The sequence below is a fragment of the Thermococcus fumicolans genome, from assembly GCF_055386755.1.
The window spans coordinates 1,753,544-1,767,727 of record NZ_AP042424.1 but is presented as its reverse complement, the minus strand read 5'-3'; the positions used below and the strand labels follow the sequence as shown (position 1 = coordinate 1,767,727).

10 protein-coding genes, 2 tRNA genes and 1 rRNA gene are annotated in these 14,184 nt (G+C 56.0%); 6 read left to right on the top strand and 7 right to left on the bottom strand.

All coding sequences use genetic code 11. The annotated features are described in order from the left end of the window. The first annotated feature begins 90 nt into the window (after positions 1-90). Positions 91-2,667, top strand: a complete 2,577-nt coding sequence (locus tag ACZ5AM_RS09985) for a DEAD/DEAH box helicase (protein WP_464914801.1) — start codon at positions 91-93, stop codon at positions 2,665-2,667. Here the strand turns inward: ACZ5AM_RS09985 and ACZ5AM_RS09980 are convergent. The 7 genes from ACZ5AM_RS09980 to ACZ5AM_RS09950 form a co-directional block, all read right to left on the bottom strand. Further along, complete coding sequence (locus ACZ5AM_RS09980) at positions 2,618-4,630, bottom strand: metallophosphoesterase (RefSeq protein ID WP_464914800.1); 2,013 nt, start codon at positions 4,628-4,630, stop codon at positions 2,618-2,620. The genes ACZ5AM_RS09985 and ACZ5AM_RS09980 overlap by 50 nt on opposite strands. A gap of 31 nt (positions 4,631-4,661) precedes the next feature. Then, positions 4,662-5,291 (bottom strand): DUF447 domain-containing protein, encoded by a 630-nt coding sequence (locus tag ACZ5AM_RS09975; RefSeq protein WP_464914799.1) that lies wholly within the window; start codon positions 5,289-5,291, stop codon positions 4,662-4,664. A gap of 31 nt (positions 5,292-5,322) precedes the next feature. Further along, the gene (locus tag ACZ5AM_RS09970; RefSeq protein WP_464914798.1) at positions 5,323-6,387 is read right to left on the bottom strand and encodes an ABC transporter ATP-binding protein; all 1,065 of its coding nucleotides are present in this window, start codon (positions 6,385-6,387) and stop codon (positions 5,323-5,325) included. A gap of 10 nt (positions 6,388-6,397) precedes the next feature. After that, a complete protein-coding gene (locus ACZ5AM_RS09965; RefSeq protein WP_464914797.1) occupies positions 6,398-8,239 on the bottom strand; it encodes an ABC transporter permease in 1,842 nt (613 codons plus the stop codon). Between the two features lie 127 nt (positions 8,240-8,366). Beyond that, a complete protein-coding gene (locus tag ACZ5AM_RS09960; protein ID WP_464914796.1) occupies positions 8,367-9,794 on the bottom strand; it encodes an ABC transporter substrate-binding protein in 1,428 nt (475 codons plus the stop codon). A 73-nt stretch (positions 9,795-9,867) separates the two neighbouring features. Further along, the gene (locus ACZ5AM_RS09955) at positions 9,868-10,914 is read right to left on the bottom strand and encodes a DUF4350 domain-containing protein (RefSeq protein WP_464914795.1); all 1,047 of its coding nucleotides are present in this window, start codon (positions 10,912-10,914) and stop codon (positions 9,868-9,870) included. A gap of 138 nt (positions 10,915-11,052) precedes the next feature. After that, entirely contained in the window at positions 11,053-11,841 is a 789-nt protein-coding gene (locus ACZ5AM_RS09950; RefSeq protein ID WP_464914794.1) for a DUF63 family protein, read from the bottom strand. A gap of 101 nt (positions 11,842-11,942) precedes the next feature. On the opposite strand from ACZ5AM_RS09950, the gene ACZ5AM_RS09945 reads away from it, so the two are divergent. From ACZ5AM_RS09945 to ACZ5AM_RS09925, 5 genes are all read left to right on the top strand, one after another. After that, complete coding sequence (locus ACZ5AM_RS09945) at positions 11,943-12,608, top strand: DUF996 domain-containing protein (protein ID WP_464914793.1); 666 nt, start codon at positions 11,943-11,945, stop codon at positions 12,606-12,608. Between the two features lie 58 nt (positions 12,609-12,666). Beyond that, a 5S ribosomal RNA gene (gene rrf, locus ACZ5AM_RS09940) occupies positions 12,667-12,788 on the top strand. Between the two features lie 11 nt (positions 12,789-12,799). Then, positions 12,800-12,877, top strand: a tRNA-Asp gene (locus tag ACZ5AM_RS09935). Between the two features lie 345 nt (positions 12,878-13,222). Beyond that, positions 13,223-13,299 (top strand) — tRNA-Arg (locus ACZ5AM_RS09930). Between the two features lie 506 nt (positions 13,300-13,805). Then, positions 13,806-14,126, top strand: coding sequence for a hypothetical protein (locus tag ACZ5AM_RS09925; protein WP_464914792.1), 321 nt, complete (start codon positions 13,806-13,808; stop codon positions 14,124-14,126). Positions 14,127-14,184: the final 58 nt, after the last annotated feature.

Below are 14,184 nucleotides of genomic sequence, written 5' to 3'. Positions count from 1 at the left end.
TTATGATCCTGAGTCTCGTTCGACCTAACGCCACTTCGGGGGGTGCGTTTATAAGCTTTTTCTTGGTTTCTCCTACGGGGGGTTAGGGCGATGCTCTTCGTAGTGAGACCCGGCAGGAAAAAGAACGAGCTTGAAGCTTTCTTCATTGAGAACGAGCCCGAGAAGCTGGCTCAAATGAGGAACCTCAAAGCTGATGCCGTTTACCGCTTCATAATGCGCGAGGGAAGGCTCTTCAAGGTTCTCGAGGGGAGCCAGTACAGGAACCCGAAGGAGATGGAGAAGCTCTTGAGAGGGGCGAGAATAGTCCTCGTAAACGCCGACGAGTGGGAGGACTACTTTAAGAGACGCCTCCAGAACAAGCGCGTTGAGAGGGCCGAGCTCTGCCGGCTCTGCCTCATGGAGGGGAAGATAACCGTCCTCACCGAGGGGAACCGCGTTAAGTACCACAGCGAGTACATCTGCGAGCGCTGCGCGGAGGACGAGCTCAAGAGGGAGCTCCGCTTCAGGTTCAGGAGCATCGCCATGTTTGACCAGGCGAAGAAGCTCTTGGAGAGGTTCCGCGACCTCGATAAAGTCCTCTACGCCTTTGACCCCCGCTTCGACCCGACGAGACACCCCGAGATAACCAAGTGGGACGAGCTGAAGGCAAAGCACGTTCGGGTTGAGAAGTTAAAAGTCGATGAGCTCCAGCTCCCCGATAAGCTCAAATCCGTTCTCAAGGCCGAGGGAGTCAGCGAACTCCTCCCGGTTCAGAGTTTGGCCATCAAGCACGGCCTCCTTGAGGGTGAGAGCCTCCTCGTCGTCTCGGCAACGGCGAGCGGAAAGACCCTCATAGGCGAGCTCGCCGGCGTCCCGAAGGCTATGAAAGGACAAAAAATGCTCTTCCTTGTCCCCCTCGTTGCCCTGGCGAACCAGAAGTACGAGGACTTCAAGCGGCGCTACTCCAAACTCGGCCTCCGCGTTGCCATCCGCGTCGGCATGAGCAGGATAAAGACGAGGGACGAGCTCGTCGTGGTCGATACTGGCATCGACGCCGATATAATCGTCGGAACCTACGAGGGAATCGACTATCTGTTGAGGGCGGGAAGGAAGATAGGAAACGTCGGGACGATTGTTATAGACGAGATTCACACCCTCGACGACGAGGAGCGCGGGGCCCGCTTAGACGGCCTCATAGCGAGATTGAGAAAGCTCTACCCCAAGGCCCAGTTCATAGGTTTGAGCGCAACCGTTGGAAATTCGGAGGAGTTAGCGAGAGAGCTTGGCCTAAAGCTTGTCCTCTACGATGAGAGGCCCGTTGATTTGGAGAGGCACATAATCATCGCGAGGAACGAGAGCGAGAAGTGGAGGCACATAGCGGTTCTCTGCCGCGCTGAGGCCATGAGGAAATCCAGGCAGGGCTACAAAGGGCAGACGATAGTCTTCACCTTCTCCAGGAAGAGAACCCACGAGCTTTCGGCTTACCTGACGAGCAAGGGCCTCAAAGCGAAGCCCTACCACTCCGGCCTGCCCTACAAGCAGAGGAAGCTCACCGAGATGGAGTTCTTGGCTCAGAGGCTCGACGTGGTTGTCACAACGGCCGCCCTCGGAGCTGGCGTCGACTTTCCGGCTTCGCAGGTCATCTTCGAGAGCCTGGCGATGGGCAACAAGTGGCTCAGCGTTAGGGAGTTCCACCAGATGCTCGGAAGGGCAGGTAGACCGCTCTACCACGAGAAGGGAAGGGTCTACCTCGTGGTCGAGCCGGGGAGGAAGTACTCCGCCCAGATGGAAGGCTCCGAGGACGAGGTCGCCTTCAAGCTCCTGACGGCGCCGATAGAACCCGTAACCGTCGAGTGGAGCGACGAGCTAGAGCAGGACAACGTTCTGGCACACTCCTGCGTCTTCAACCGCCTCGACATAATTGAGGAAGTCCAAGCGAGGTGCCTCGGGGCGAACCAGAGCGCTGAAAAGGTTTTGGAGAAGCTGGAGGAGCTAGACTTCGTCCGGCTCAAAAAGTCATTCGTTGAGGTCACCCCCTACGGAAGGGCCGTCAGCATGAGCTTCCTCCTGCCGAAGGAAGCCGCCTTCATTCGCGGGAACCTCGGGAAGAAGCCCGCCCAGTGGATAGCTGTGAAGTTGCTTCCCTTCGAGAACCTCTACCTCAGCAGCGTCCTCCAGAGGGAGCTCGAGGGTGCCGTTAGGGGCAGGCTGAGCGCCAACGTCTTCTCCCCGAGCTTCGCCTCCATCCTGGACGAGCTCGACAGAGTTATCCCGGAGCTGAGTCCAAACGCCGCCGAGAGGCTATTCACAATCTACCAGGAGTTCTTTATGTGCGGTGAGGATGACTGCACCGACTACGCGATGGAGCGCGTTGGAAATCTGATTATCGAGCTCCGCAGGAGTGGAAAGCACCCGACCCAGATAGCGGAGCACTTCAGGAAGGTCTACGGGTTAATCGTCTATCCGGGCGACGTCTTCACGTGGTTAGACGGGATAGTAAGGAAGCTTGAGGCGATAGAGAGGATAGCGCGGGTGTTCCGCGTTAGAAACGCTGAGGAGGAGGCGAAGATCCTGAAGAGGGAGATCGAGGAGGGCAGGACGATACGCGACACGGGAGAAAGAAAAGGAGGAAAGGGCTTCACTTCCTCCTACGGAGCAGGGCGGGGATCGCGGCGAGGGCAACGATAGCTGCCGGCCCGCAGATCCCCTTTCCTCCGTTGCTTGAGGTTGTGGTCGTTGACTGGGCTGGGGCGCCCACCTCGTAGGTGGCCTCGGCGGTGTTGCCGTAGAAGTCCGTCGCGATGGCCTTCACCGTGAACTCCGTGGCGTTGACGCCAGTGACGTCGGTGAAGTAAGTTGCCTTGACCTGCGAGGGCTTCACGGAGAACGCCGGGAGCTCCTTCACAACCTTTCCGTCGACTATTATCTGCACTTTCATGGTCCTTATGCCGACGTTGTCGTTGGCGCTTATGTAAACCGAGAACCTCTGGCCGGGTTTGGGCTTGCTTGGGGTTATGTACCCAATCCTGACCTCCGGCGGCTTGGTGTCCTTGTTGACGACGGCGGTTATCTGGCTGACCCCCTGGGGCACCGTGACGTTCAGGAGCATGTAGTGGTTCCCGCCTATCTCCCTCTCACCGAGGACGGTGTAGGTTATGTTGGTGTGCTCGGGATCGACGTTGGCGCCCGCGGGTATTTCGATGACCAGCGGGCCGCTGATGGTCTGGTCAAGCTGGTTCACGAACTTTACTGCAGTTCCGTCCTCCCCGTTCTGCCTGTAAACGATGAACTTTTGAGGAACCGGAAGTGAGACTGGCTTCTCCTTGTCGAAGAGGTTGCTGACAAACGGGAACTCGACTGTACCGTTGTTATAAACATAAATAACCTGGGAGCCGTACCAGCTGGGCGTGGTGTAGCCCCTGCTCTTGTCCTTCTCGCTCGGCGGGTTGCTGGTCTTGTCCGGGGCGCCGGTCGTGGTGAGGGTGTAGAACCAGTGCTCGTTCCCGTTCTTGTCAATGTAGAGGACGGGCTTGTCCTTGTGGATGTGGCCCGCTAGGATGAGGGGTATGTTGTACTTCTCAACCAGCTGGAGGAAGTACCTCGCTATCTGGTCGTACTCGCCGTTCTTGCCCTCCCAGTCCCAGCTTATGAACTTGGTAAGGGCCTTCCAGTCGTTGTCATCGAGGGCGGTGTAACCCTTTATGGTCCCTCCCCACTTTCCATCGGGGGTGCTGTACCAGAAGGGGTGGTGGACGAGGACTATGACCGTCTTGTTCGGGTGGCTCTTGAGGACGTTCTCCATCCACTGGAGCTGTTCCATCTCGGGGTGCCTCTCCTCACCCCTGCTGTCGAGGCCTATGATGAGGAAGTTCCCGATCACGCGGTAGAAGTACCTTGGACCGACGTACTTGCTGTAGTACGTTGGCGGGTGATCGTGGTTGCCCTTGATGCTTATGAGGGGTGTCCCCGCGGCAGTTCCGTGGAGGATGGCCGTGTCAAGCATCCTGTAACCCTCGCTGTCCCCGCTCGTGTCGACGTCATCGCCGGTTGAGATCATGAGGTTGATCACGTTCTCCCCCATTGAGCCGACCATGGCGTAGTAGGTCATGAAGCTGTCAGTGGCGGTGTAGCTGTGCATCCCGATGGGGTTCTTGCAGTATTTCATGATCTCGGGGATGCTCTTCTGGAAGTAGTCGCCGCAGACGAAGCCCAGCTTGGCCCCGCTGGTGACGTGGAGGTCGCTTCCGTGGGCTATTCTGAGAACCGTCGGGGCCTTCTTCATGACCCAGACTCCGTTGGGGATCGTTACCTCGCCCTTGTCGCTCTTGACGACGAGGAAGTAGACGTCCGGAACGGCGTCCTCCGGTATCTTGGCCTTAACAACGCCGTCTTTGGTTCCGACGATCTGGAGGTCGTAGGGGCCGTGGAGTATTGACACGATCTGGAGGGACTGGATGTTAACGTCCTTGGCGGGGTGGATCTCGATTGTGTCCCCGGGGAGGCCTATGGCGGGGGTTCCGGGGAGCGGGTCGAGCACTACCTGGCCCGGAACCGCGACCTTAGTGGTCTGGGCGCTGGTTTTAGGAACCGCAAGGGTAGCTGCCACTGCCAGCAGCACCAGAAGGAATACCAACATCCTCCTCTTGAGCATGGTATCACCGGGATGGGTTGGGAGAAATCGGTTATAAGCCTTCTTCTGGTGGGGTGATCCTAGAATCGCTTGAAGCTTCCTCCACCGTTTTGAGGATGAGTTCCGCGATTTGAGAGTTCCCTCCGAGGCGGGAGTACATCCTGTAATGTGAGAGTATGCGGCCCCTCAGCCTTTCGGCAACGTCACTGCGCCCTCTCCTAATCGCGACCAGAAACCTCGTCACGTCCACCCCCATCTCCAGCAGGTAGAAATCGGCGCGGCTCAGCGGGGTCAACGGTGGGGTTCCGGGGATTTCCCCGGTTGGCATTAGGGAGCACTTCAGGACGCTGGTCTTCCCCAGTTCGTCTTCATGTTCCTCTTCCCTCGCCTCCACGGTTCCGTAGACTCCCGGGAGGCCTTTTATCCACCTGTACCCTTCCTTCCCCTCGAACTCGATGTTCGTGGGAAAGTTGAGGGCAAGGCTTACGAGGACTTCAACGTCGTTGGTGAACTGGATGGACGCACGGGGGTTGGATCTCAGCTCTATCGAGCTCCTCCCCCCGAAGAGCTTGAAGAAAAGCCTCCCACCCTTCCTGACGACCCCCACTGGCGTTACGTTTGAGTACGTTGTGAGCAGAGCCTCATAGACCTTTCCCTCTTGGAGGGCCCCGAGGAGTCCCATGCGATCACCCAAAGGGAATAGAAAAGGAAGCTTAAAGCTGCTGCCTCGGGAGGACTATGATGTCGTCCCTGTCGACGTAGAACGTGACCTCCTGGAGGGGCCTGAGGTGCGAGATCTCCCTGTCGCTGATCGTTCTGGCTATGATCCTGGTGTTCCCAAAGAGGCCGACGACCTCTACGAAGAACCCGTAGTACTCGATGAGGTCAACGGTGCCCTTGAATGAGACGGCGTTCTCGACGGGCTTGAGCTTTATCCTCTCCGGCCTGATAACCACGACCACCTTGTCGCTCTTCTCCGTGTAGTGGAGGTTGTCCAGCCTTATGCCCTCGAACTCGACCGTAACGCGGTCTCCGTTCCTCTCCACAACCTTGGCCGGGATGACGTTGGTCTTGCCCATGAAGGAAGCGACGAACTCCGTCCTCGGGCTCTCGTATATCTCCTTGGGCGTCCCGACCTGTTCAACCGTTCCGACGTTCATGACAGCTATTCTGTCGCTTATGGCCATGGCCTCCTCCTGGTCGTGGGTGACGTAGATTACGGTTATGCCGAGCTCGCGCTGTATGCGCCTAATCTCAGAGCGCATCTCAAGTCTTAACTTCGCGTCGAGGTTGCTCAGCGGCTCATCCAGGAGGAGAACCCTGGGCTCGACGACCAGGGCCCTGGCTATTGCCACACGCTGCTGCTGTCCACCGCTCAGCTGAGTGGGGTAGCGGTCCTCGAAGCCCTGAAGCTTGACGAGCTCGAGCGCCCACTTTACCTTCTTCTCTATCTCAGCCTTCGGCATCTTCCTTAGCTTCAGGCCATAGGCGACGTTGTCAAATACCGTCATGTGGGGCCAGAGGGCGTAGTTCTGGAAGACTAGAACCGCACCCCTCTTGCTTGGGGGGAGGTAGGTGACGTCCTCGTCCCCGAAGTATATGTGTCCGCTGTCTGGGTATTCGAGTCCCGCTATGGATCTAAGGGTAGTTGATTTTCCGCAGCCGCTGGGCCCGAGGAGCGTGAAGAGCTCCCCGTGTTTTATGTGAAGGTTTATCCCCTTGAGTGCGACCGTCTCTCCGAAGGTCTTAACGAGGTTTTCAATCCTGACTTCCACCATCTCAACCACCTCATGTGATGCCAATGAAGGAGTACTTCTGCTTGGTTATCACGTTGGCCAGGACTATCGCTATTATCTGGACGACCATAAGGAACACGCCCAGAGCCGCCGCCAGGTTCGCGCTTCCGACGGCGCTCGTCATGAGCTCGACCATTCTGGCGGTTATCGGGTAGTAGTCGGGGTTTATCGAACCTAGTGTAATGCCGACGCTGGTCTCGCTCATACAGTAGACGAAGCTCAGCATAGCCCCTCCGAGGAGGTTCAGGAGGATTAGGGGCATCAGTATTCCCGTCAGTGCCTTCCACCTGCTAGCTCCTAGGTTCAGCGCGACCTCCTCCAGGGAGACGTGTATCTGCTGTATGCCGGCGGAGATTGAGCGGGCCGCGAAGGGCAGACGCCTTATCGAGTACGCCAGGATAAGGACCATCGCTGGATTGAAGCCGAGCAGGTTGGTCGGGTCCAGTGGTGTGTTTGGGAACACCTTAGCAAAGAAGAAGAAGTAGCTCATCGCTATGACGATTCCGGGAACCGCTATCGGGATGGTGGCCAGGCTGTCGAGGACTGGCCCCAGCTTGCTCTTCTTGAATCTGCTGGACGCGTAGGATGCCGTCAGTGAGAGGAGGATTATGACGATGACCGCTATGGTCGAGTACGTCACGCTGTTCATTATGACCCTCTCAATGTCGGGCTGGGTCAGGATGCTCTCCACGTACTTCGTGGTGAAACCCGATGGCCAGGTTCCGTTCCAGCGCTCGCTGAAGGCCAGAAGCACGACCCCGATCTGGGGGAATATCGACAGGAGGAGCATCGGAAGAACGACGAGGTATATGAGCACCGCCTGCCACGGCTTGGGCTTGGCGACGCGCGGCTTCCATCTGCCACCTTTGCTCAGCATCGCGTACTGCCTCATGCTGACGTACTTCCTGATCCCGAGGAACATCAGGATGGCTATGGTCAGCATTATGAGCGCAAGCGCGGCGAGCTGGGGGCTTCCAACGTTGAAGCCGCTCGTGAAGGCGCTGTAGATCTGGAAAGACATGAGCTTCCTGGCGAGGCCGTTGCCCTGGAAGACTATCGGGGCGGCGAGGTCCTCAAGGCTGAATATGCCGACCAGGGTGGCCCCGGCGGCTATGCCGGGAAGGGCTAGCGGGAAGGTTACCGTCCTGAAGAGGTGGAAGCCGCCGCTCCCGAGGTTCTCGGCCTGCTCCTCCAGAGTTGGATCGATGTTGATGAAGCTCGCGTAGGCGTTGAGGTAGACTATTGGGTAGTAGGTCATGGTCTGGGCTATTATGACACCGACCAGACCGTCTATCTGGATCCTGTGCGGGAACAGGTGAAGGACCTCGTAGAACAGCCAGTTTATTATTCCATCGGGCAGGAACATCTTCTTCACTATGAAGACGTTGACAAAGGGTGTAACGAGCAGCGGCACGAAGAGGAGGATCCTGACGATGTTCTTGCCCGGGAAGTCGTACCTTGCCATAACGAAGGCAAAGATCGTCCCCAGTATCGTAGTCAGGATCATGACGCTGATTGAAACGAGTATGGAGTTGAGGATGACCCCGAAGTCCACCCCCTGGATGTAGTAGATCTTCTCCCCCGCGGGCGTTGTTATCATCTTGGCGAACTCCCCGCTGGGGTGGAGGCTTATGTAGTAGTCCGAGGTCAGTATGTTGCTGAACCAGTGAAGGGATATGTGGCCGTTGTACTCGAAGGCTATAGCCAGCATCGTCAGCACTGGGATTATGAGGAACGCCAACAGGTAGAGGAGTGGGAATAGGAATGAAGTTGTGACCACCGGATCGAACACGGGTGTTCCAAAAAAGTTCTCGCTCCACTTGCTGACCTTCATTGGGTGCCTACCTCCTTTGGTTCTTCCATCTTCCCTCGGTCTCTGCGAAGACTATTTAAAAGTTTTTGAAATCCTCGGGTTGAATCCAGGGGAACGTGCGTAAAGAAAAGTAGAGAAAATGTTAAAATCAGCCACCTATCTCGTTGAGAACCTCGTTGTACTTGTTCATTGCGGCCTGGCGCCACTCCTGCATCAGCTGGTCCTGGAAGTTCCTGTCCTTAGCTATCTTGTCGTTTATCTTCTTGGCGTAGTCCTCGGTGAAGGTAACCATCTGGCCGGTTTCTGGGTCCTTGAACTCTATCGGGGCGGTGAGCTTGTCCTTGAGCTCTTTGAACTTCTCCTCGCTTATCTTCCCGTCTTTGTAGGCTTTAACCAGCGACACCCACGCGTTGTGGAGGAGCTGGTTTGGATCGACTAGGGTGGCCTTGAAGTAGTACTGGAGGGCGTTTATCGTCTCTAGAGCCTTCTTATCGTCAAACGGTATTCCCTGGGCCTTAGTGGCGTCGTCGTAGGCCTTCTTGAGGCTCGGCCTCGCTTCACCGAAGGTCTTTCCGGCGTACTTGCCCTTGAAGACCACCTCGGCGGCGGCGTCGCTTACCTTCATGTCAAAGATCTTCGGGTTGATCGGGAGCCTGTTGATGTCCGGGCTCATCCAGATCGCCTGGCCCTCGGTGAGTACCCAGTATATGAAAGCCTGGGCGGCCTCGGGGTGCTTGGCGTTCTTGAGGAGCGCTATGGGGTCGCCGTTTATGATACTCTCACCCTGCGGGATTACGTACTGGCAGTCGGGGTTCTGGCGCATGGCGGTGTAGCCGTAGAAGTCGATGGTGTTTCCAGCTGCAATCTCACCGTTTATGACGGCGTCCCTGACAGCATCGCTCGCCATGTAAACCTTGGAGTTGGCCGCTATGAGGGTCATTATGCGCCAGCCCTGATCCCAGCCAAAGGCCTGGAGGATGATCTGGTAGATCCTCGTGTTGGAAGTGCTCCTGGTTGGGTCCGCTATGCCGTACTGGGCCGGGTCAACGGCCCAGGTCTCGCTCGCTATGTCCTCCCACTTCTGGGGGACGGGCAGGTTCCATTTGTCGAGCTGCTTCTTGTTGACCGTGAAGCCGAACGATGATATTGCCGCCGCTATCCAGTACACGTCGCCCTTGTCGTCCTTCCTGACCATTGGCATTCCTGCCATCTCGGTCGGTATCGGGTTGCCAAGGAGGCCGAGGATTTTGTCGTCCTTTATCGGAGCCAGGTAGCCCCCCCTGTAGAGGTCATCGAAGAGCGTAGGCCCTCCGCCCCATCCGACGTCGGCGCCTTTCTCCACGTAGCTTGGCCAGAGGCTCTCAGGGACTTTGATGAACTTAAGGTCTGTGATGTGGTACTTCTTAGCCACGTCGCTCTTGAGGAAGAGCTGCTTTGTCATGTACTGAATGGTCGCGTCGTGTCTCGTGACGATGACGAGGGTTATACCACTTCCCCCGCCGCCGCTGATACAGCCGCTTGCCACGATGCTGAGGGCGAGAAGCAACATTATGCCCACAGAGGCAGCCTTCTTCATCTTTATCCCCCGCGCATGCTGTTCAAGGCCGACTTATTGGAAATCAATAAAAAATTAATGGAGAAGAACGGGATCACTTCCTCCTCCTGAGGAGGAGCGGTATTATCGCCAGCCCGACGAGGGCAGCCGGTCCACAGATTCCTCCGCCACCGCTCTTGCTCTCCCCGAGGCTGGCCTGAGCGTCCATTGCCCAGTGGATGAAGTTGGTGACGAATGTCGGCCCATCGAGCTTAACGCCGTGGTACTCCGGTGCCCACATTGGCTCGTAGCCGCCGTAGGGGGTCTCACCGCTGACGATGAGGAGGTTCTTCTTGTCCGGGAAGGTCTGAACTACGAGCATTGGGAACTTTCCATTGCTGCCGGCGCTGTAGGCTTGGGCAGCTGGGTCAGTGTTCTCGACGATCTGGCCGTTCTCGGTGCTGGTGACGATAACGTAGATGTTGTCGAGCCCCTCGTTCGGCTTGAGAGTCTTCCAGTTGCCGTTGTCGTCAACGTAGGCAACGACACCGGGCCCGTGGAAGAGGACCTTTCCGCCGTTCTGGAGATCCTTGGTTATCTCGTCCTTCTTGGGGGTCTTGTCGTCCGGGTTGACGACTGCAACGACACGGTAGCCGGCTCCGGCGTTGCTCTGGGAGTCTTCAACAGAACACTGGTCGAGCCTGAGGTTGACGCCGAGGGCGTCGAGAATGGAGTTGACGTTGTTTATGGTGTTGGGGCCGTTCCCGTAGTCGCTGTCTCCAGCCACCCAGAGGATCCTGTTGCCGTCGTTCCACCACTGTTTGAGGGCGTTTATTTCATCCGGGCTGAAGGGCTGGGTCGGCTGTCCGATGATCAGGAAGTTGATGTCCTTTATGGCGTCGTAGGTTATGCTCTCCCCGACCTGCTGGATGCCTAGGGTGTCGGCCTTGTCGGCGGGCCCGATGTAGACCCACGTGACGTCCCCGATCTTCTTTATCATTCCCTCCGCGATGACGTTGCCGTCTCTGTCGGTCAAAGCCGCGAGTCCCTTGTCGTTTTCGCCGTGGGCGAGGTCAACACCGATCGTCGCGGCACTGGCCATGGCAAATCCAAACAAACCAAAGAAAACAAACACCGCCACCATTATTGCAGCCTTCCTCATGGTATCACCGAGGGATCTAAAGAACAAGAGGTTATAACTTTAACTGTGCCCAACGGGCATGAGTAACCCGGGATAACTGGTCTTGGACTTTTACTCGGCTTAAAAACTAAAACCGAGACTTATAAAGGAAAAGAGAGCTCACAACTGTAGAACCATCTGGGCGGGGTCCCTGACAGCTGGACCTAAGCCGAGCACGTATATCGCCAGATACCAGAAGCGGCGCTCTTCTTCGTCCGGAACTAGGTACTGGAGGCCGTAGTAGACCGCTATGAGGATCAGCGTTATCCAGGGGTAGTAGAAGTACGCCCCGAACCACTGGACTAGGTGGTGCTCTATCCAGTGGACTTCGCGGTAGCCGTAGTAGTGTATGCCAACCACCGTCGACCCCATATCGTACATGTGAGCCAGGACGGCGTAGAGGTACAGCTTGTCAAAGGGCCTCCGCTTGTAGTACGCCAGCACTACCGCCCACGATATCAGCGTGTGGATCATTGTGAGCCCGTAGGGCCTCCAGTCCCTTGCGTTCGTGACTAGAAGGTAGTTGGCCCAGAGTGCCAGGACCGTGCCCCACGCCACCGTTACCTTCGGGTACGTCCCGAGTTTGGCGTCGGCTATTAGGGCCGGGACTATTAGGATGAAAGCCGTGAAGAATATCCCGGGCGTCAGTATCCAGGGGTTCTCCGGGAGTATACCCCCATCTACCAGCGCCCTGACCGTTGCCCCGAACACCACCATGGGCGTGACCGCCCAGAACAGCCTCTCGTCCACCTTGATCTTGAGGGGTTTGATTATATACCTGTATGAATACATGACACCCAGTCCAAAGAGCAGCGCGTAGAGGAAGGTGTTCACGGCGTTGTAGCCGCTTCGCGTGTACATGGGCTCTATGAAGTACTCGTTCAGGAAGTGCCACAGCGATTCCAGCATCCCATCACCCCCTCGGGATACCCCTCGGGATTAATAAGCTTTGGGACTCATCGGGAACAACTTTTTAAGATCCCCTTTGTTATATCCAATGGTGGTATCCGATGGAAGCTTACTCCCAGGTTCCTCCGAGCGAGACCGTTGACATAAGTACGGAGAGGATGATGGGCCTCGTTGGGTCAGTGATCGGGCTCCTGGGTGCCATACCCTATCTCGGCAGCATACTGAGCCTCCTCGGACTAGTCCTGATCCTGATAGCCCTTCACGGGATAGGGAACAAGCTCGGTGACGAGAGGCCCTTCAAAAACTACCTCAAGGGCTTCATAATAGCCCTCGTCGGTGTGATCATCGGGTTGATCCTAGTATTCAGCGCTTTTGCTATGTACACCCATACCACCAACGAAGTCGTCTACCACGATAATGGCCTTGTCCTCTACGAGCGGGATCTGGGGATGGAGGATTCGGAGCTCACCACCACTGGTTATCTGGTCGTCTTTGCTGGGATCGCCGTTGTAATCGTAGCGCTCGTGTTTGGCGTTTATTTCGAGAAGAAGGCGTGGGAGGCGATGTACGAGATAACCGGGGTGGAGGAGTTCAAAAAGACCGCGAAGTTCCTCTGGTGGGGAGCTCTTACTCTCATAATCCTCGTTGGGGCCATACTGCTCCTCGTATCGGCGATATACCAGATACTGGCGTTCTCCAACCTGCCCCAGAGGATCAGTAAGAGGGTTCCCCAGCCCGAGGTGCCGGTTGAGGACTTCACCTGGTGACTTCCCCTCTTTTCCCAACCGTAAACTTTATAAAGTCATCCCGGGAGGTCAGTACCGGTACGGCGGTCATAGCGGCGGGGTTACACCCGGTCTCGTTTCGACCCCGGAAGTTAAGCCCGCCAGTGATCCCGGGTGTACTGCCCTCCGAGAGGGGGCGGGAAACCGGGGACGCCGCCGGCCACTATTCACGCGCCCGGGTGGTGTAGCCCGGCCTATCATACGGGACTGTCACTCCCGTGACCCGGGTTCAAATCCCGGCCCGGGCGCCATACCCTCAAGCTTTTCTGGTGGGAAGTTTGATCAGGGCTCTTGATTCCTGTTTGAAAGCTTGTTATGGTAGGATTCCCGATTGGAGTTGCTTTTTGGGTTGTGGAACCCTTATCTGGAGTGTTTTCAAGTGGGTTCAAGTTTTTAGCGCTCCTTTGGAGCGCGATGAGAGTGGATTCCTCGGGAAGAGTTTTCCTAACGTATTCGCTCATTAATGCTGCTCTTTCAGCTTGAAATTTCTATCTAACTAACTATTACTGATGGAGAATCACGAACTTTGATGAAACTTTGCTATGCAAGGTTTCGGGGCAAAGCTTAAAAATGCCTTTCGGTTCTATCAATTGCGTGGGCCCGTAGCCTAGCAGGATAGGGCGCCGGCCTTCTAAGCCGGAGGTCGCGGGTTCGAATCCCGCCGGGCCCGCCACAACGAAAGACAAGGGGGCTCCGCCCCCTTATCTCTCTGTACTCTCAAACCCCCGGAGTGGGGCTTCGCCCCACAACCCCGTTCTCTCTTAAACTACTGGGGGGCTAACGCCCCCACACTCCCAGTAACTTTACCTGTGCGACGTTAGAGTAAGGCTCCAATGCACGGGGCGAGAGCTCCACTGAGTTTGATCAAGGTTTGCATGTCACTTCTACAATTTGCAGTTTTGAGATGGTTTACTCTTTCAATTGCTGGTTTTGCAGTGTTTCACTGTGAGTACAACGCCTAAAGGGCGTTGAGAAAGTTGAAACCTGTTTTGGCTTGCTTTTTCAGGTGTAAACCCGCTTTGAGCTTGCAATCTTGAGAGGACCTGCGAACTCATTCCGGCGGTTTTGGTGAGGGTTTACTCTTTGATCAAATTTGCTCTGCTATGTTTCATATCCGCAAACACGGCGAGTTCAGTCATATACCCCATAAACTTTTATTAGATTGCTCAAAAGAGATCTTTGGGAAGTACAATGGAGGAGACTCCCTCATGGGGAATGTACTCATCAATGGCTTTAGCACTTGTCACTTTGGTGATAGTTATTGCACTTACTCAACAGTATGTTGTTACAGGAACTCTATCCCCCGACCTAATGGTTATGGGAGCCAGTGCTCTTGCGACTGTTATTATGGTTATTTTTGTAGGTGCCCAGACTAAAGCTACTCAAGAGATGGTTGCCCAAACCAAAAAACAACTTGAGGAAATGCGTAAAGATAGGGAGTTCTACTTAAGACGTGAGCACACTCTAAAACTCAAAAAAGAGTCGTGGTGCCATTACTAGAAGAGTTTTCAAAAATGTCGATTGAAAATGATGGGTTCAGGATATCCACATCATTCGA